The following is a 17,355-nucleotide window of genomic DNA, read 5'->3' as shown; positions in this document are numbered from 1 at the left end:
CGGGCTGTCAGTGAACAAAGACATATTGATACAAATTTTTTGATCGCCCGCCTCTTTGATGCTGCTTTATTGCAAGAGACGCAGACCATGCGGGGTTTGAATTTCAGCAATCACCTGCGGAGCACCCGTTTCAAAAACAACAGGACCCTTCACCGGCCCGCAAAGCTGCGCCAAGGCCTTGGTCTCTGGATGGCAAACGACGAGACGCTGAAGGCTGCATCCTTGTTGCGTGAGCGATGCCGCAGGATGTGGGCAGTCCCACTGCAGCAGCGCCGGGCACAGGTTATCAAAGGGCAAAACGCCGGTTTCCGGCACCGCCATCTGCCATTGGAGCGCCCCACGGCTGAGAGCATGGATGTGCCCGGCTTGCGGCAGGTTTTCCAAAGTGCGCGCCAGATCCTCTGCGCTGCAAATCCAATTGGTTAACCGTGGCTGACCTGTAAAACGATCCAGGTCAAACCAGCGCGGCGTATGTTCCGGCGTTTGCGCAGGATCGACGGCAATTGCCTCCAGATATAGGCCATCTGCAAGCCCCAAAAGCGCATTATGGGTGCCAAATCGCGCATGCTGCCCACCCTCCTGCAAAGGCACGCCCAGCGCGCCTTCCACATGTGCCCGCGCGGCCTCGAGCGTTTCGCCAGCCACTGCGATATGGTCAAGTTTCAGCATGAGATACCCCGCATAAGTTTGCCCGCAATGGGGCTGACACTAGCGTTTTCTGAAGAGAGCGAAAGGAGCGTCAATTCACTATGTATGCATCCGCTACATCGTCACGTTTTCACAGATTGCAGCATGTCTGAATAAGTCAGACACAGGCCTTGCAATCATTTGGTTTTGAGCTGGTATTTGAGAAAGGTTGAACCGTCATAACTTATCTCACCCACAAATTCTGCCCCAAGCCTTTTGAGCGCGCCCAGATTTTTGCGCGATGGCGGCAGCAGAAAAGTTACATATGGGATGCGTTCATCAGCGACGGCAAACTCAAACGCCTTTTTCGAAATGCGTACACCGTGCCCAAAAGAGTTTGGCTTGAGAACTAGACCATAATCCCACTCATCTCCTTCCTTCTGAAAACCTCCCCAGCCGACATACTGATTGTCTTGCAATATGGCCCAATGGCCTAGCCCGTCGCGGCTCCAGCATGCTTCTTTAGTGGCTATAAATTTGGCTACGGCTGCTTCATCCCATTCGAAGGTCAGAAGCGGCATATGTTCTGCAACACGAGGATCAGACATATGAGCTATGATCTCAGCCGGATCAATTTTGGATAAGCGGGTGAATGTAATTTCATGTTTCAATTTAATTTCGACCTAAACTGTTTGTGTCTTATGTATCGGGGCCGCTCGCTTTCACAAACGACAAACAGCCCACATAAGTTCGGTATCAACACAATTCCGATGCCCTAAAAGGGCTCCATCCGAACTTTTTATGTACTTAAATAAACTGCAGTATCGCTCAAGCACAGCAAAGCGCTCTCCTGTGCTTGATCTGTTTGATTTGCAAGTTGGGGCACTTTGCCCCTGCCCTTAGCGACGTGCCACGCGGATCAGATCCAGAATATTTTTGGCAGCTTCTGGAATATTGGTTCCAGGACCAAAGATGGCTTTTACTCCATGATCATAGAGGAACTGATAGTCCTGTTGCGGAATCACACCGCCACAAATCACAATAATATCTTCGGCGTCTTGTTCTTTCAGTGCCTCAATCAATTGTGGTGCAAGGGTTTTATGCCCTGCGGCCTGGCTGGAAATGCCGATCACATGCACATCATTGTCCACCGCATCCTGCGCGGCCTCGGCGGGGGTTTGGAACAAAGGCCCGACATCCACATCAAAGCCAATGTCTGCAAAGGCAGTGGCAATCACCTTGGCGCCACGGTCATGGCCGTCTTGCCCCATTTTCACCACCAACAGACGGGGGCGGCGGCCTTCCTCTGTTGCGAAGTCTTCGATGGATTTCTGAATGGCGGCAAAGCCTTCGTCGCCTTCATAGGCCGCGCCATAAACACCGGCGAGTGTTTTGACTTCTGCACGGTGGCGTCCAAACTCTTTTTCCATGGCCATGCTGATCTCTCCGACTGAGGCGCGCATACGGGCAGCTTCCACTGCCGCTTCCAACAGGTTGCCGCCCTCTTTTGCGCGGCGGGTCAATTCATCCAGCGCGGTTTGGCAGGCGGTTTCATCGCGATCTGCGCGCATCTGGTTCAGACGTGCAATCTGGCTTTCCCGGACTGCGACGTTATCGACATCCAGAATATCGATCGGGTCTTCCTGCTCTTTGCGGTATTTGTTGACGCCCACCACCACCTCTTCGCCGCGATCAATCATGGCCTGACGGCGCGCTGCAGATTCTTCGATGCGCAGTTTGGGCATGCCGCTTTCGACCGCTTTGGTCATGCCGCCCATTTCTTCAACCTCTTCGATCAGAGCCCAGGCCTTTTCGATCAGATCATTGGTGAGACTTTCAACATAGTATGACCCCGCCAGAGGATCGACCACATTGGTCACGCCTGTTTCTTCCTGCAAGACAAGCTGTGTGTTGCGGGCAATGCGGGCGGAAAAATCTGTGGGCAGCGCAATGGCTTCATCCAGCGCGTTGGTGTGCAAGGATTGTGTGCCGCCCAAAACCGCGCTCATCGCCTCATAGGCGGTGCGGATCACGTTGTTATAGGGGTCTTGTTCCTGCAGAGATACGCCAGAGGTCTGACAGTGAGTGCGCAGCATTTTAGAGCGTTCGGATTTCGCGCCAAATTCGGTCATCACCCGATGCCAAAGCGTACGGGCCGCGCGCAATTTGGCGATTTCCATAAAGAAATTCATACCAATGGCAAAGAAGAACGACAGACGGCCTGCGAATTTATCAACATCCATTCCGGCATTGATCGCAGCGCGCACATATTCACGCCCGTCGGCGATGGTATAGGCCAGTTCCTGCACAAGGTTCGCGCCGGCCTCTTGCATGTGGTAGCCCGAAATCGAGATCGAGTTGAATTTTGGCATCTCGTTTGAGGTATATTCGATGATATCGGAAATGATCCGCATCGAAGGTTCGGGCGGGTAGATATAAGTGTTGCGGACCATGAATTCTTTCAGAATGTCATTCTGAATGGTGCCTGCTAGCACGGATTTGTCATGCCCCTGCTCTTCGCCCGCCACAATAAAAGACGCCAGCACCGGGATCACCGCGCCATTCATTGTCATCGAGACCGAGACCTTATCGAGCGGGATGCCATCAAACAGGACTTTCATGTCCTCGACGCTGTCAATGGCAACACCTGCCTTGCCAACATCCCCTTCAACACGGGGGTGATCGCTGTCATAGCCACGGTGGGTTGCCAGATCAAAGGCAACAGAGACACCCTGCTGACCGGCCGCAAGGTTGCGGCGGTAAAAGGCGTTGCTTTCTTCAGCTGTTGAGAACCCCGCATATTGCCGGATGGTCCAGGGACGTCCGGCGTACATGGTGGCTTTGACCCCGCGGGTGAAGGGGCCAAATCCGGGCAAGGAGCCCATATGCGGCAGCTCCTTGGTGTCATCTTCGGTATAAAGAGGTTTGACCGGGATACCTTCCAACGTGTCCCAGGTCAGTTCCTCAAGCGGGCGTCCGCGCAGTTCTTTTTCAGCCAGATCCCGCCACTTGTTGGTTTTGGTCATGGGGTCTTCCTCGTGTCAGTGTTCTGCGGAATGGTTGTGGTCCTTCCGCTTGGTCTTGATTGTCTTCTGAAAGTTGCGCCAAACCATCGGCACCGCTGACCAGCCACATGACATCGTCAGCATAGGCTTCGCGCATCAGCGCAACTTGTTCTTCGTCAAAGGGGCGCCAGCGGCCAAATTGGCCATCTAGTTTCTGCGCATCTTCCTCCACCAGATAGGTCCGCAGTTCTTCGACGCGCGGCGATCTGTTCAGTCGGATGCGTGCATGTGTGCGCGGCGCATCAATACCTGTCATGGAGTTCAGCTGCGCATCAGGGCGGCCGCCAAACGCATCAAAAGGCTGCACCCACAGATTTACGTCTGGCAGAGCCAGCGCCACATCTGTGATCACATCACGCCAGCTGCGGGTGGCGCGGGCATAGCGATCCAAGGTGTTTTTATTTGGGAAGGGGAAGCCGCGCGCAACACCGTAGGTCAGCGCAGAAGCCCAATAGTGATCCAGACTGCGAATGTTCAGAACCACATCTGTGAGCTGATCATCAAACGTCGCGGCAAATCGCGCCATACGTTCGCCCACGTCGCTGTAAAGTCCGCCAATATGGAGGTTCTGGCGCATCGACCCCATCAGGTTTTCATCTGAAATCACCAGCTGTTGAAAACCAGTTGCGCGTTCGGCCGCCAGTTTCAGCTGGACACGGCCGCGCGCGCGTTCGGCCTGATCGTCATCAGGGCTTGTTTGTGGTCCGGGCAGAACACCCTGAAACAGGCCGCGGCGGGTCTGATTGGGCCCCCAATACCCCACGCCCTGTGTGGCAATGGAAGCCACGTTCTGGCGCATGTATTCTTGGAATGATGTGGTTGCGCAGCGGTGCGCACCAATGTGCAGAAAAACTCTCATAATCTTGACCGGTCCTTCTACCGGAGGCTGTCGGAGCAGCAATAACCCTAAACTGTTTCCAGTTTGGCGACCAAAGCTTACCGGGACGGTTAAGATTATGAGGTTTTTTCGAGACATATTGGGATGCCCCATCGCATTTGCCATTTTCTGGCCTATATTGGCTAGAAAAGGAGGCGCAATGAGACCTTTCTTAGCCATTGTTTTGACACTCTTTCTTACCTCCCCAATTGGGGCAGAAGAGGTGACCGCAGGCGCAAACGAGCCGCTATTTATGGCGGGAGTTGAGTCAAATTTGAATGATTTCTTATGGAAGAAACGCCCGATATTGGTGTTCGCAGACACCGAGGCGGACCCACGGTACCAAGAACAGCTGGCGTTATTACGGGAAAACGAGGAAGCTTTGCGAGCGCGTGATGTTGTTGTTCTGTTTGACAGCACCCCAGACGCAAAATCTCCATGGCGCACAAAGCTGCGGCCACGTGGGTTCCAATTGGTGCTGATTGGCAAGGATGGTGGCGTCAAACTGCGCAAACCCTTCCCGTGGACAGTGCGCGAGCTGAGCCGCACCATCGACAAGATCCCGACGCGATTGCGTGAGGTGGAAGATCGCAGAGACAGCTGAGCCATCAGCTTTTCCCCCGCAGGTAGAACAAGCGCTTGTGGGTCTGATCCACCACAAGGATTGCGCGGTCTTCTGTATCAAGCACCAACTGGGCTTCAACATCCAGAAGGGCCTGATAATACGCGATTTGCAAGGGGTCCGTCATACAGGCACGCGCCCCAAGGCCTGAGGAAATGACCCCAATTCCCCGGTGCAGACTGCTGGACATGATCAGTTCAGTGACCTGCGTTGGGGTTTGCCCTTCGAGTTTGAAAACAACCGGCTCACCCCGTTCGATCTGCCGTATTCCTGTTGGCAGAGAGCGTGCGCGTTTGACCAGCGAGGACACGCGCGTGCTTTTGAGTTCAAACAAACCGGCGGAACATTTTCTTGTGGCATAGAAATATTGTGTTTCACCCAGCTTGAACCAATCCGCCAGCGCCACGCGCAGGCTTTCTTCGTCCTGTTTTGTGCAGCCAACCAGCACGAATATTGCACCAAGTGCCGCAAGACGCAGACCTGATGTCGAAAGACGTCTAAGCACCTCACCACCCTCCTTTGATGCACCAAAGACTGGCGCAGGATGCGCAAGCTCTGCCCCCACGACAGAAAGGTGCCTCCGCAAGGTAGGTCGATATATTGCAGAAACGTTTAACGCAGAGCGGCGCCCAGAGAGGTTTCGGGGCTTATGGTTAATGCGCCCAGCCATGATCTGCGGCGCAAACGCCTGCGGATCAAACATATGTGGCTGGGCGCAAGTCATCGGATTATTCGAACTCCATGATCACATCATCAACCGCAAGGCTTTCCCCCGCAGCGGCATTGATTTTGGAAACAATGCCTTTCTTTTCGGCGCGCAGGATGTTCTCCATTTTCATCGCTTCAACCGTGCACAGCGCCTGCCCTTCCTGCACTTCCTGACCAACCTCTACGTCAACCTTTACGATCAGACCGGGCATTGGGCAGAGCAGCATTTTGGAGGTATCTGGCGCCACCTTTTCCGGCATCAGCGCTGCAAGTTCGGCCTGACGTGGTGTGCGCACATGGACATTCAGATCCGCACCGCGCAAACGCAGGCGGAACCCTTGCGTGATTTTGCCAACCTTCATCACAAGTGGATCGCCATCTGTGGTCAGTTCCGCCAGTTGATCCCCCGGTGTCCAATCTGAGGCCACGCGGATCGCAGTGCCATCCTCAAAGGTGACGGTAGAACCATCACTGTCAGCGGCAATGGCCACGGCGTGGTTTTGCCCCTGCAAGGAAACAACCCAATCATCGCCAACCTTGCGTTCATGATTGTCCATCCGACCAGACACTTTGGTGCGACGGATTTCTGCAACACGGTGCATCGCCGCAGCCGATGCCGCAACGCGACGCAGATCTGCATCTGCCAAGGTGACGCCTTCAAATCCATCTGGGTATTCTTCGGCGATAAAGGCCGTGGTCATATCACCACTGGTGAATTTTTCATGGTCCATCACGGCAGACAGGAACGGCAGATTGTGGCCAATGCCTTCGACTTCAAAACTGTCAAGCGCGGTGCGCATCGCAGCAATCGCCGCCTCACGCGTGGGTGCCCATGTGCAGAGTTTGGCGATCATCGGATCATAGAACATGGAAATTTCACCGCCTTCAAAGACACCTGTATCGTTGCGCACGACCACATCCCCGGCAGCACCAGCAGCGGTGCCGGGCGTGTAAGCCGCGGTTTCCGCCGGTGGACGGTAGCGGGTCAAACGCCCGATAGAAGGCAGGAAGTTCCGGTAAGGATCTTCCGCATACAAGCGGTTTTCAATGGCCCAGCCTGTGAGCGTGACATCGTCTTGCGTGATGGTCAGTGGCTCGCCATTGGCGACGCGGATCATCTGTTCGACAAGATCAACGCCAGTGATCAGTTCGGTGACGGGATGCTCCACCTGCAGGCGGGTGTTCATTTCAAGGAAGTAGAAATTTTTATTGCCGTCGACGATGAATTCAACGGTGCCCGCAGAGGCATAGCCAACGGCCTTGGCCAAAGCGACGGATTGTTCGCCCATCGCGCGGCGGGTTTCTTCATCCAGGAAGGGGCTTGGCGCTTCTTCTACAACCTTTTGGTTGCGGCGTTGGATCGAGCATTCCCGCTCCCCCAGATAGATGCCGTTGCCATGGGCATCACACAGCACCTGAATTTCGATGTGGCGCGGCTGGGTCACAAATTTTTCGATAAAGATCCGATCGTCCCCAAAAGAGTTCGCCGCCTCGTTCTTGGATGACTGAAAGCCTTCGCGGGCTTCCTCGTCATTCCAGGCTATGCGCATGCCCTTGCCGCCACCGCCAGCGGAGGCTTTGATCATCACGGGGTAGCCAACCTCGTTTGAGATTTTGACGGCGTCTTCTGCGTCTTCGATCAGCCCCATGTAGCCGGGAACGGTTGAAACGCCGGCTTCCTGCGCGATTTTCTTGGAGGTGATTTTATCGCCCATCGCCTCGATCGCGCCTGTTGGAGGACCAACAAAAGCGACGCCTTCGGCTTCCAGTGCTTCGGCGAATTTAGCGTTTTCTGACAGGAACCCATAGCCGGGGTGCACAGCTTGCGCGCCAGAGGTGCGGATGGCCTCCATCACTTTATCTATCACAATATAAGACTGGTTCGCAGGTGGTGGGCCAATGTGGACGGCCTCATCTGCCATTTTCACATGCAGCGCCTGACGGTCGGCATCGGAATAGATCGCAACCGTTTTGATACCCATCTTACGTGCGGTCTTGATAACCCTACAGGCGATTTCTCCACGGTTGGCAATCAGGATCTTCTCAAACATCGGCTCTCCCTCGGGGTCTTAACTGGAAATGCAAAACCGCTGCGCCCAAGCCTGTTGGATGCAGCGGTTTGCAAAGAGATTTCAACAAATGCAGGGCGCGTGCCGCGTTAGCAGCGGTGCGGGTTTTCCTTGCAAAAGATAACATTGGCCGCGACGCCGACAGCAGCACCGGTGACAAGATTGCCATCAATAAGTGCTGAGCCGACAGTCCCTGCAGCTGCGCCAATGGCGGCTTGTTCTGCGGTGGTATCCCCGCAGGCAGCCAGCCCGGCACACAGCGCGCAGAGGGCAAAAAGGGAAGAGCGTTGCATGAAAACGGTCCTTTCACTGACAGTGGTTTTCTGTCGGACCGGGATAGCGTGCCACATCCCGCCAGCAAGAGGGCGGTGTGATCACGGACAGCAATCGCAAAAAGATGCGCATTTATGAAGAGAGGCGGGCAAGCTTTTGCCGAACAGGCCGCTTTGGCCTGCCCGTCCCTTGCCTCCCCGCCTGTGCGAAACACTTGGGGCAAACCATATGGTTGCCCAGGTCTCATTCCCAAGTGCTTCCATCAAAGGCGTCAGGAAAGGATGCAATCGCCACATCCACATCAATTTTCAAAAGCGCATCATAGCTTTCTGGATCAAAGGGGTCTTCGGCGGCAATGACCTCACGACCAAACAGCCAGCTGAGACGGCCTGCATCCAGATTGCCGCGTTCAAAGGTATCATTGCCGAATTGCAGCCAAAGAGCTTTCATAAAGCCTGCATCCGCGCGACGATCCGCTGGTTTGCGGTCGCGAAAGCGTTCACGCGCAACGATTGGCGTGACCCCTTTTGGGTTTGGACGGCGAATTGTGAATTGGAAATCTGTGCCCGGCAGTCGTCCGGGGAATCCGCGATGTTTCAACATGTGAGTGCCTCTGGTCCGGCACCGCGCGCGGTACAAGGGCCCGGCCACAGAGCCGGACCCCTGTTAGAATTACTTGAACTTGCCGGTGTAGGTTGGTTCAACCGAGATGGGCTCGGGCTCAACCACAACAAATTCTTCTTCACGGCTGCCAGCGCAGGCCGCAACTGCAGCCATAAGGCCAACAACTGCAAACAGCTTAATGCTTTTGGACATTTCAGTCTCCTGGTTAGATATATGATCCCAGAAAAACATGCGGGTTTCGCTGGGTCCAGTGTCAAATCATGGCCAGACAACCGCCTGCCCGCGGCAATTCTATCGCAGCAGAACTGTGAAGAACATAGGGCTTTGTCCACATTGGACATTTGTGGCGGCAAAGTCGCAAAGTATTGCCTGTTCTTGGCCCAGAATGCGCACCGCATCACAAGCCCTCCCAGATACAGGCGCCCGCTTCGGGACGATAGACTTCAAAATATTGAACAGCTGTCACATCCCGCGCGCCAAAGGCCAGTTCGCGATCAGACAATGAGATAACGATACGCTCAGGGGTGAGGTTGTTTTCGTCCATGTACGGCAGGGCGACATGGTTGCACAAATGATCCATGTCACCTGCCACCTCAGCATGAGGCAATGATGGATCAGCAATCTTGGGCGCAACAAAGCGAAGACGGAGCCAAGGTGCGCCGGGCGCATCATCCACGAACGCATCCATCAGTGTAACTGGTTGACGAGACGGGACTTTCAGCGTTTTGGCGGGCTGCAGTTCATCTGCTGAAACATTCAGCACACAACCCAAAAGTGCAATGCAAAATGTCGCTACAAAAAGAATTCCGCAGCCCCGACACCCTAAAAAAGGGCCTCCTCCTGCCGGGGCCGCAGGCGCTGCACCTGCGGTGCGCGCTAACTTTATAAGCGGTGAAGGGATCATGGCTTTGATTCGCCTGATTTGTCAAACGCGTTCCTGTCAAAATGTCGCAGTAAAGCATTTGGAGGGAAATTATTTTCCCGCGGCGGTAAATTCCCCCATAAGTTGAGAGCGATCTCACCTTTGCAGAAACCAAGCTTATTTTGCAGAGCAACAACAGACATATGGCGCACTCACATCTGGCGGGTCGTCGCGGTCGCCGCATGGCGGGCCCAGCGCGCACGCCGCGTTTGATCTGACAAGAGATCCTCGATACTGTCCACGATCGAAGCAGGAACGGGCCCTGAGGCGCGCCCTCCAACACGGGCCTGCCAGCTGCCATCTGCACCGCGCGTCAGTTGCACAACAGGAGAAAAACCACGCACCCGCTGCAGCTTGCGCCAGAGGTCCTGCCGGATTTGATGCGCATACCTGAGCGGGTTGCCATCTGGCAGCACCGTCTGCACAGAAACGTCAAAACGCGCAGGCTTTTCACGGCACAGCGTTAACCCCTGTTCGTCACGCAGAACATGCCAATGTGATCGAGCCATTTCCTGAGCCTCACCTAAACGTTTTGATCTGTTCTTTCTTCACATCAAAGTGGAATATTATCGTGCTTTTTCCACGGGTTCTGCAGCGACTTATTGCGCAGAGACGCAAAGGCACGGGCCACGCGGCGGCGCGTCGATTTGGGTTGGATCACCTCATCGATAAAGCCTTTTTCAGCGGCCACAAACGGGTTGGCAAACCGATCTTCATAGTCTTGCGTATGGGCCGCGATCTTTTCAGGATCTCCTAGATCTGCGCGATGAATGATTTCAGTCGCGCCTTTTGCCCCCATCACAGCAATTTCAGCTGTTGGCCAAGCATAGTTGAAATCCCCCCGCAGGTGCTTGGACGCCATCACATCATACGCACCCCCATAGGCCTTGCGGGTGATCACAGTCACCTTGGGCACGGTGGCTTCGCCGTAAGCAAACAAGAGCTTTGCGCCGTGTTTGATCACACCACCATATTCCTGGCTGGTGCCAGGCAGGAAGCCGGGCACGTCAACAAGGGTGAGGATCGGAATTTCAAAACAATCGCAAAAGCGGACAAAACGTGCGGCTTTGCGTGAGGAATCAATATCAAGACATCCCGCCAGCACCGTCGGCTGGTTCGCCACCACACCAACGGTCTGCCCTTCCAGACGAATGAAACCCGTGATGATATTGGCCGCAAAGTCTTCCTGAATTTCGAAAAAGTCGCCTTCGTCTGAAAGCTTCAGGATCAGCTCTTTCATATCATACGGCGTGTTCGCATTGTCGGGAACCAAAGTATCAAGGCTTGCATCAATGCGTGCAGGGTCATCAAAGAAGGGGCGAACAGGTGGCTTTTCACGATTGTTCAGCGGTAGGAAATCCACCAAACGGCGCACTTCGGCCAGTGCTTCGACGTCGTTTTCAAAGGCACCGTCTGCAACGCTCGATTTCTTTGTATGGGTTGATGCGCCCCCCAGCTCTTCTGCGCTGACAACTTCATTGGTCACTGTCTTCACCACATCAGGGCCAGTCACAAACATATAAGAGGTGTCTTTGACCATGAAGATAAAGTCAGTCATGGCAGGCGAATAAACCGCCCCCCCGGCACAAGGCCCCATGATAACTGAGATCTGCGGCACCACCCCAGAAGCCATGATGTTGCGCTGGAAGACTTCGGCGTAACCCGCAAGCGAGGCAACCCCTTCCTGAATACGTGCGCCACCAGAGTCGTTGATACCAATGACAGGCGCGCCATTTTGCACGGCCATATCCATGATTTTACAGATCTTTTGGGCATGGGTTTCTGACAGAGAGCCACCAAAGACCGTAAAGTCCTGACTGAAGACATAGACCATACGGCCATTGATTGTGCCCCAGCCTGTCACGACACCGTCGCCAGCGGGGCGCTGCTGTTCCATACCAAAGTCGGTACAGCGGTGTGCCACAAACATATCGAATTCTTCAAAGCTGTCTTCATCCAACAGCAATTCGATGCGTTCACGCGCTGTAAGTTTGCCGCGCGCGTGCTGTGCATCAATACGACGCTGACCGCCCCCCAGACGCGCTGCGTTTCTGCGTTCTTCCAACTCGGACAGAATATCCTTCATGGCGGCTCCCCTTTGAACTTTCATCGCGACAATATATTTCACAATCACAAAGTAAATGGTAATTTTTGTAAATTTGCAAATTTTGTAAAATATAATACCTGAATATTGAATAATTGCAAATCACACCAAAAGCCCCTCTCCTGTGGGCCAGATCACAGACCGCTGCTCAATGCATACGATAGACAAATAAATTAAAGCAACCCAAGGCATATGCATGCAACTGACCCAACAGCGGTTTTTACGCCGCCACGCCCCGCCTCATATTTCGACGTTGATTATATTGTCGGGCATATCGGCACTTGGGATTAATGTATTTGTTCCCTCCCTGCCCGGCATGGCCACGTATTTTAATTCGGAATATGCGACCCTTCAGCTCGCCATTTCGCTTTATCTTGCCACCAATGCCGTCATACAGATCCTCGTAGGCCCCTTATCAGACAAATGGGGACGTCGACCTGTCTTATTGGCCGGCATCGGTGTGTTCCTCTTGGCAACGCTGGGCTGTATCTATGCCCCCAGCGCTGAGGTGTTTCTTGGATTTCGCATGGCGCAAGCCTCTGTTGTGGTGGCGATGGTGATCAGCCGGGCTTCTGTGCGTGATCTATATGATCAGGATAGCGCCGCCAGCATGATCGGGTACGTCACCATGGGTATGGCCGTCGTACCAATGGTCGCCCCTGCGATTGGCGGCGTGCTGGATGAAACACTTGGCTGGCAGGCCAATTTCTGGCTGCTGTTTCTTGCAGGGGCGGTGGCCTTTGTCCTTGTCTACTTTGATTTTGGTGAGACCGCCTACAAAAGCGGGAAATCTATCGTCGCACAGTTTCGCGAATATCCGTTGCTGTTCACCTCGCCGCGATTTTGGGGCTACTCACTTGCCTCTGCTTTGACTTCGGGAACGTTTTTTGCCTATCTCGGCGGAGCGCCTTTTGTCGGGCAAGCGGTTTACGGGTTGTCGACCACAGAGCTTGGCTTTTTCATGTCAGCGCCTGCAATCGGCTATTTCGCAGGGAACTTTGCGTCTGGTCGGTATTCAACCAAGTTTGGCATCAACCGGATGACCCTATGGGGCTGCCTGACAAACGGCATTGGCGTCACATTGTCTATCGTGATCACGCTTTTGGATCTGGACACCGCCACAAGCTTTTTTGGGCTTATGATCTTTATTGGCATCGGCAATGGGCTTTCGATCCCCAACGCAACGGCCGGAGCCCTGTCTGTACGGCCACATTTGGCGGGCACCGCATCCGGCCTGAGTGGCGCAATCATGCTAGGAGGTGGCGCCGCGCTAAGCGCAATTGCAGGCACGATGTTGAACGCAGAGCGGGGTGCGCTGCCTTTGTTGATCTTGATGGGAGCGTCTGGCCTTGCGGCATTGATCACCATAATGCTGGTTTTGCGGCGTGAACGACAGATGGGCCTGTAAAGGCTTGCTCAGGTAAGTTTGCAAATATACAGTTTTTGAACGCCAAATTTGCAAAGAGAGCCCATGGCCGTTCAAAAGCTATACGTCGGAGCCAAGCTTCGTGAAATTCGCGGACGTCTGAATCTGACGCAAAAAGCCTTTGCGGCAAAGCTGGGGATCTCCCTGCCCTATCTGAACCAGATGGAGAACAACAATCGCCCCGTTTCCACCACGGTTGTTCTGGCGCTTGCGCAGCAGTTTGGGGTCGATGTTACCGAGCTGAGTACAAGCGACAGCGAGCGGCTCACCAGTGATCTGCGTGAAGCCCTTGCTGACCCGTTGTTTGAAAAGGACATTCCGCCGCTGAATGATCTGCGCCTTGCTGCATCCAATGCACCTGCCCTAGCCCGTGCGTTTTTGTCACTGCACCGCGCCTATCGCGAAACGCATGAACGGCTGGCTTCATTAGATGAAGCGTTGGGGCGCGAGGATGCCCGCCTGCAAGCCAGTCCCTGGGAAGAGGTGCGCGACTTTTTTCATTACTGCGACAACTATATCGATGCGGTCGATCGCGCGGCAGAACAGTTTGCACGCGGGGGGGATATACGTGCAACAGCCCTTTCCCGATTGGAGGCTGCAGGCATAACGGTTCAGTTTTCCGATGATGAGACACTGCGCCGCTACACCCCGGAAACCCGCGTTTTACGCTTATCGCGGCGTGCAGCCCCTGAAAGCCAGTTGTTTCAACTGCTTTTGCAATTGGCCCTCTTGCAATATGATGATCTGCTAGAGGCCACCCTTGATTTTGCAAAATTTCAAAGTGAAGCCGCCCGTGCAATCGCCAAAATCGGACTTGCGAATTATTTCGCAGGTGCCGCGCAAATGCCCTATGAGGCGTTCCTGAACGCGGCCCATGAAGAGCGACACGATCTGGAGCGTTTGGCCAATCGGTTTAACGCCTCCATTGAACAAATCGCGCACCGGCTGTCGACCCTGCAGCGCCCGCGTGCAAACGGTGTGCCGTTCTTTTTTGTTCGGGTTGATCAGGCGGGCACCATCACCAAACGCCATTCTGCAACCCGTTTGCAGTTTGCACGCTTTGGCGGAGCCTGCCCGCTTTGGAATGTGCATCAGGCCTTTGAAACACCCGGACGGTTCTTACGACAGCTTGCAGAGACCCCCGACGGTGTGCGCTACCTGTCGTTGGCACGAGATGTCTCCAAACCCGGTGGAGCTTTTGGGGCCCCGACACGGCGGTTTGCCATCGCCCTGGGCTGTGAGGTGCAGCATGCCCCGCTTGTGATCTATGCCGATGGTTTGGATCTGGACAATGCACAGGCCTATGAGCCGATCGGCATATCCTGCCGCATCTGTGATCGCGCCAATTGCCATCAGCGCTCTGTTCCACCGCTTGAACGTCGTTTGCGCGTCAATTCTGACCTGCGCAGCACCCTCCCTTATGAAATAACGTAAAGGGTTCGACTGCGCAGGCCCTGCTCGATCCGGTCTTAGAATTGGAACCGGACACCAAAGTTTACATTCACCCGGCTGAGATCATCACTGACAGAGGCAGTCCCCGCAGGGGATGTGCGGGTGCTGTCCACATCAAAACTGCGCACATAGCGCGCGTCCGTGAACAGAGCGGTGCGGTCATTCAACTGATATGACGCGCCAAGGATCAGCTGCGCTGCCAAGGCCTCGTCTGAGCCGGTGATGGTAACATTGTTGCCATAAACAATATCATGATCAACGAAGTCGATGCCAAGACCTGCACCGATATAGGGCGAAAACCGCGATCCGGTGTTAAAGTCTGCGATGAGGTTTGCAAACAGGCGGGTGGAAGTCACATCGCCGCCAGGATTGGCCTCTGCGCCCGCACCGTTGCCCGAGAAATCCACGCCATCCACATCATTGTCGCTATAAGACAGTTCAATTTCACCACGCAGGCCATATCCATTGCCGGACCAGGCCTCAAATGTGCGCCCGATGGCAAACCCGAAGTTAAAGCCATCATCAAAATCAGTATCGACGTTTTGGGTAGAGCCACCAATTGTGCCGGAAAAATTACTGTCTGTCAGATTGCTAAAGCCGCCAAAGACCTGACCATAGTATTCCTGCGCTGCCACAGGTGCTGCCATTACAATCGCTGCACCCGCTAAAAGGACTTTCAAAGACATTTCGAGTTCCCCTCGTGTTTCCAGTTTCTAACGGGGAAATGGCACTGAAAAGGGGCTGCGTCACTTAAACTTGGTTGAGCAATCCTTCAACATCTGTGAACGAATAAAAGGGTATGCTCCGGTGTTAGCGCAAAGACCGCCTGCGGCACATGGCAGGCGGTCGCTGAGCGCGGTCTAATGTTTTTCAGCGCTGTGCATCACGCCAGTTTGGATTGATCCAAGGCTGCGCATTTGACGCAGGCAGGCGGCGTCCCAGAATGTGGTCTGCTGCCTTCTCTCCGGTCATGATCGAAGGGCCATTCAGATTGCCATTGGTCACACGGGGGAAGACTGAACTGTCCACCACCCGCAGGCCCTCAATCCCAATCACACGACAATCGGGATCCACCACCGCAGTTGGATCGTTGGCATCCCCCATCCGGCAGGTTCCGCAGGGGTGATACGCGCTTTCGGCATGTTCTTTGATAAACCCGTTCAGTTCATCATTAGATTGCAAAGCATCACCCGGTTGGATTTCGTGTTTCACATAGGGTTTAAACGCGTCTTGGGCAAAAATTTCCCGCGTCAGACGGATACATTTGCGAAAATCAGACCAATCGCTTTCCGTCGACATGTAATTGAACAGGATATTTGGCGCAGCGTTTGGATCACTGCTCGCCAATGTCACAGCCCCACGCGATTCCGATCGCATCGGGCCAACATGTGCCTGAAACCCATGCCCTTCAGCCGCAGCCTGCCCATCATAGCGCACTGCAATGGGGAGAAAATGATACTGAATATCCGGGTAATCCACGCCTTTATCAGAGCGAATAAAGGCCGCGCTTTCAAATTGATTTGAAGCACCAAGCCCTTTGCGCGCAAACAACCACTGCGCGCCAACCCAAGCTTTGCCAAAGAGATTCCAATATTTATATAGCGTGATGGGCTGTGAGCAGGCCATCTGCAGATAGAGTTCCAGATGGTCTTGCAGGTTCTGCCCCACCCCGGGGCGATCTGCAATCACCTCAATCCCATGCTCTGCAAGATGCGCCGCCGGTCCAACCCCGGACAGCATCAACAGCTTGGGGGAATTCAAAGAGGAGGCTGACAGGATCACTTCTGCGCTGGCATGGATCACATCGATTTTGCCGCCGCGCTCAATCTCGACCCCAACAGCGCGCCCGTCTTTGATGACCACCTTGCGTACAAAGGCCCGGATCAGATCGCAATTTTCACGTTTCAAGGCAGGCTTTAAATAAGCATTGGCAGCCGACCAGCGCTGGCCTTTCCAGACGGTCTGCTCCATCGGGCCAAAGCCCTCTTGCTGTGCGCCATTGTAATCATCTGTGACAGGATATCCTGCTTGGCGCCCCGCCTCAACAAAGGCCGTATGAAGCGGATTATCCCGTGGACCACGGGTGACATGAAGCGGGCCATCGCTGCCACGCCACTCTGGATCCCCCCCGTGGCCACAATCATGCCAATTCTCCATGCGCTTAAAGTAGGGCAAGACGTCTGCATAAGACCACCCATGTGCGCCCTGTTCAGCCCAGTGATTGTAATCGCCTGCATGGCCACGCACATAGACCATCCCATTGATCGAGGACGAACCGCCTACGACCTTCCCTCGCGGGGTAACAAGACGACGTCCGCCCAGGTGTGGTTCAGGCTGCGTCTGATAGCCCCAGTCATAGCGCGACATATTCATTGGATAAGACAAAGCACCCGGCATCTGAATAAAAGGGCCGGCATCCGTGCCGCCATGTTCAATCACCAATACGCGCTTGCCTGCTTCGGACAAACGATAAGCCAAAGCGCAGCCAGCTGAACCTGCGCCGACGATCACATATTCTGCGTTCATCTCGGATCTCCAATAGCAGCCATGGCTGCTTGGTCTGTCCCCATTTGTTGGGGAGCTACA

General features: G+C 54.4%; 17 protein-coding genes. 3 read left to right on the top strand and 14 right to left on the bottom strand.

All coding sequences use genetic code 11. The features are described 5' to 3' along the window. Positions 1 to 66: 66 nt before the first annotated feature. The 4 genes from BLP79_RS03810 to BLP79_RS03795 all read right to left on the bottom strand — a co-directional run bounded on the left by BLP79_RS03810 (position 67) and on the right by BLP79_RS03795 (position 4,551). Positions 67 to 666, bottom strand: a complete 600-nt coding sequence (locus BLP79_RS03810; RefSeq protein WP_090216930.1) for a VOC family protein — start codon at positions 664 to 666, stop codon at positions 67 to 69. A gap of 158 nt (positions 667 to 824) precedes the next feature. After that, a complete protein-coding gene (locus BLP79_RS03805; protein WP_090216516.1) occupies positions 825 to 1,298 on the bottom strand; it encodes a GNAT family N-acetyltransferase in 474 nt (157 codons plus the stop codon). A gap of 228 nt (positions 1,299 to 1,526) precedes the next feature. Beyond that, complete coding sequence (scpA, locus tag BLP79_RS03800; protein ID WP_090216513.1) at positions 1,527 to 3,653, bottom strand: methylmalonyl-CoA mutase; 2,127 nt, start codon at positions 3,651 to 3,653, stop codon at positions 1,527 to 1,529. After that, positions 3,619 to 4,551 (bottom strand): hypothetical protein, encoded by a 933-nt coding sequence (locus tag BLP79_RS03795; RefSeq protein WP_090216510.1) that lies wholly within the window; start codon positions 4,549 to 4,551, stop codon positions 3,619 to 3,621. The genes scpA and BLP79_RS03795 overlap by 35 nt, the downstream gene beginning before the upstream one ends. Before the next feature lie 178 nt (positions 4,552 to 4,729). Between BLP79_RS03795 and BLP79_RS03790 the strand changes: the two genes are divergently transcribed. Further along, entirely contained in the window at positions 4,730 to 5,173 is a 444-nt protein-coding gene (locus tag BLP79_RS03790; RefSeq protein ID WP_090216507.1) for a DUF4174 domain-containing protein, read from the top strand. Between the two features lie 4 nt (positions 5,174 to 5,177). On the opposite strand, the gene BLP79_RS03785 is transcribed toward BLP79_RS03790, so the two are convergent. The 8 genes from BLP79_RS03785 to BLP79_RS03750 all read right to left on the bottom strand — a co-directional run bounded on the left by BLP79_RS03785 (position 5,178) and on the right by BLP79_RS03750 (position 11,873). After that, the gene (locus tag BLP79_RS03785; protein WP_170830448.1) at positions 5,178 to 5,915 is read right to left on the bottom strand and encodes a hypothetical protein; all 738 of its coding nucleotides are present in this window, start codon (positions 5,913 to 5,915) and stop codon (positions 5,178 to 5,180) included. Between the two features lie 4 nt (positions 5,916 to 5,919). Next, complete coding sequence (locus BLP79_RS03780) at positions 5,920 to 7,950, bottom strand: acetyl-CoA carboxylase biotin carboxylase subunit (protein ID WP_090216502.1); 2,031 nt, start codon at positions 7,948 to 7,950, stop codon at positions 5,920 to 5,922. 107 nt (positions 7,951 to 8,057) lie between these two features. Beyond that, a complete protein-coding gene (locus BLP79_RS03775) occupies positions 8,058 to 8,261 on the bottom strand; it encodes a hypothetical protein (RefSeq protein ID WP_090216499.1) in 204 nt (67 codons plus the stop codon). 223 nt (positions 8,262 to 8,484) lie between these two features. Further along, positions 8,485 to 8,844 carry a hypothetical protein gene (locus tag BLP79_RS03770; protein WP_090216497.1) on the bottom strand — a complete coding sequence of 120 codons (360 nt, stop codon included), beginning with the start codon at positions 8,842 to 8,844 and terminating at the stop codon, positions 8,485 to 8,487. Between the two features lie 69 nt (positions 8,845 to 8,913). Next, positions 8,914 to 9,057 carry a hypothetical protein gene (locus BLP79_RS19610; protein ID WP_170830447.1) on the bottom strand — a complete coding sequence of 48 codons (144 nt, stop codon included), beginning with the start codon at positions 9,055 to 9,057 and terminating at the stop codon, positions 8,914 to 8,916. Between the two features lie 205 nt (positions 9,058 to 9,262). Further along, complete coding sequence (locus tag BLP79_RS03760; RefSeq protein ID WP_090216490.1) at positions 9,263 to 9,769, bottom strand: DUF6497 family protein; 507 nt, start codon at positions 9,767 to 9,769, stop codon at positions 9,263 to 9,265. A gap of 170 nt (positions 9,770 to 9,939) precedes the next feature. After that, the gene (locus BLP79_RS03755) at positions 9,940 to 10,296 is read right to left on the bottom strand and encodes a hypothetical protein (RefSeq protein WP_090216487.1); all 357 of its coding nucleotides are present in this window, start codon (positions 10,294 to 10,296) and stop codon (positions 9,940 to 9,942) included. Between the two features lie 44 nt (positions 10,297 to 10,340). Beyond that, positions 10,341 to 11,873, bottom strand: coding sequence for an acyl-CoA carboxylase subunit beta (locus BLP79_RS03750; RefSeq protein ID WP_090216484.1), 1,533 nt, complete (start codon positions 11,871 to 11,873; stop codon positions 10,341 to 10,343). A 214-nt stretch (positions 11,874 to 12,087) separates the two neighbouring features. On the opposite strand from BLP79_RS03750, the gene BLP79_RS03745 reads away from it, so the two are divergent. Together BLP79_RS03745 and BLP79_RS03740 are read left to right on the top strand one after the other, a co-directional pair. After that, positions 12,088 to 13,299, top strand: a complete 1,212-nt coding sequence (locus BLP79_RS03745; protein WP_090216482.1) for a multidrug effflux MFS transporter — start codon at positions 12,088 to 12,090, stop codon at positions 13,297 to 13,299. Positions 13,300 to 13,362: 63 nt separating this feature from the next. Then, positions 13,363 to 14,751, top strand: coding sequence for a helix-turn-helix domain-containing protein (locus BLP79_RS03740; RefSeq protein ID WP_090216479.1), 1,389 nt, complete (start codon positions 13,363 to 13,365; stop codon positions 14,749 to 14,751). Between the two features lie 35 nt (positions 14,752 to 14,786). On the opposite strand, the gene BLP79_RS03735 is transcribed toward BLP79_RS03740, so the two are convergent. Continuing rightward, positions 14,787 to 15,455, bottom strand: a complete 669-nt coding sequence (locus tag BLP79_RS03735) for an outer membrane protein (protein WP_090216476.1) — start codon at positions 15,453 to 15,455, stop codon at positions 14,787 to 14,789. 184 nt (positions 15,456 to 15,639) lie between these two features. After that, positions 15,640 to 17,295 carry a choline dehydrogenase gene (betA, locus tag BLP79_RS03730; protein WP_090216473.1) on the bottom strand — a complete coding sequence of 552 codons (1,656 nt, stop codon included), beginning with the start codon at positions 17,293 to 17,295 and terminating at the stop codon, positions 15,640 to 15,642. Positions 17,296 to 17,355 lie beyond the last annotated feature (60 nt).

This window comes from Epibacterium ulvae, from assembly GCF_900102795.1.
Taxonomy (GTDB): Bacteria; Pseudomonadota; Alphaproteobacteria; order Rhodobacterales; family Rhodobacteraceae; genus Epibacterium; species Epibacterium ulvae.
Note: the sequence above shows the minus strand (reverse complement) of the source record. Positions and strands in the feature narration are given on the sequence as shown.

Coding starts and splice junctions, on each gene's coding strand:
- scpA (WP_090216513.1), bottom strand. CDS start 3,653: ATGACCAAAACCAACAAGTGGCGGGATCTGGCTGAAAAAGAACTGCGC.
- BLP79_RS03795 (WP_090216510.1), bottom strand. CDS start 4,551: ATGAGAGTTTTTCTGCACATTGGTGCGCACCGCTGCGCAACCACATCA.
- BLP79_RS03790 (WP_090216507.1), top strand. CDS start 4,730: ATGAGACCTTTCTTAGCCATTGTTTTGACACTCTTTCTTACCTCCCCA.
- BLP79_RS03785 (WP_170830448.1), bottom strand. CDS start 5,915: ATGACTTGCGCCCAGCCACATATGTTTGATCCGCAGGCGTTTGCGCCG.
- BLP79_RS03780 (WP_090216502.1), bottom strand. CDS start 7,950: ATGTTTGAGAAGATCCTGATTGCCAACCGTGGAGAAATCGCCTGTAGG.
- BLP79_RS03775 (WP_090216499.1), bottom strand. CDS start 8,261: ATGCAACGCTCTTCCCTTTTTGCCCTCTGCGCGCTGTGTGCCGGGCTG.
- BLP79_RS03770 (WP_090216497.1), bottom strand. CDS start 8,844: ATGTTGAAACATCGCGGATTCCCCGGACGACTGCCGGGCACAGATTTC.
- BLP79_RS19610 (WP_170830447.1), bottom strand. CDS start 9,057: ATGTCCAAAAGCATTAAGCTGTTTGCAGTTGTTGGCCTTATGGCTGCA.
- BLP79_RS03760 (WP_090216490.1), bottom strand. CDS start 9,769: ATGATCCCTTCACCGCTTATAAAGTTAGCGCGCACCGCAGGTGCAGCG.
- BLP79_RS03755 (WP_090216487.1), bottom strand. CDS start 10,296: ATGGCTCGATCACATTGGCATGTTCTGCGTGACGAACAGGGGTTAACG.
- BLP79_RS03750 (WP_090216484.1), bottom strand. CDS start 11,873: ATGAAGGATATTCTGTCCGAGTTGGAAGAACGCAGAAACGCAGCGCGT.
- BLP79_RS03745 (WP_090216482.1), top strand. CDS start 12,088: ATGCAACTGACCCAACAGCGGTTTTTACGCCGCCACGCCCCGCCTCAT.
- BLP79_RS03740 (WP_090216479.1), top strand. CDS start 13,363: ATGGCCGTTCAAAAGCTATACGTCGGAGCCAAGCTTCGTGAAATTCGC.
- BLP79_RS03735 (WP_090216476.1), bottom strand. CDS start 15,455: ATGTCTTTGAAAGTCCTTTTAGCGGGTGCAGCGATTGTAATGGCAGCA.
- betA (WP_090216473.1), bottom strand. CDS start 17,295: ATGAACGCAGAATATGTGATCGTCGGCGCAGGTTCAGCTGGCTGCGCT.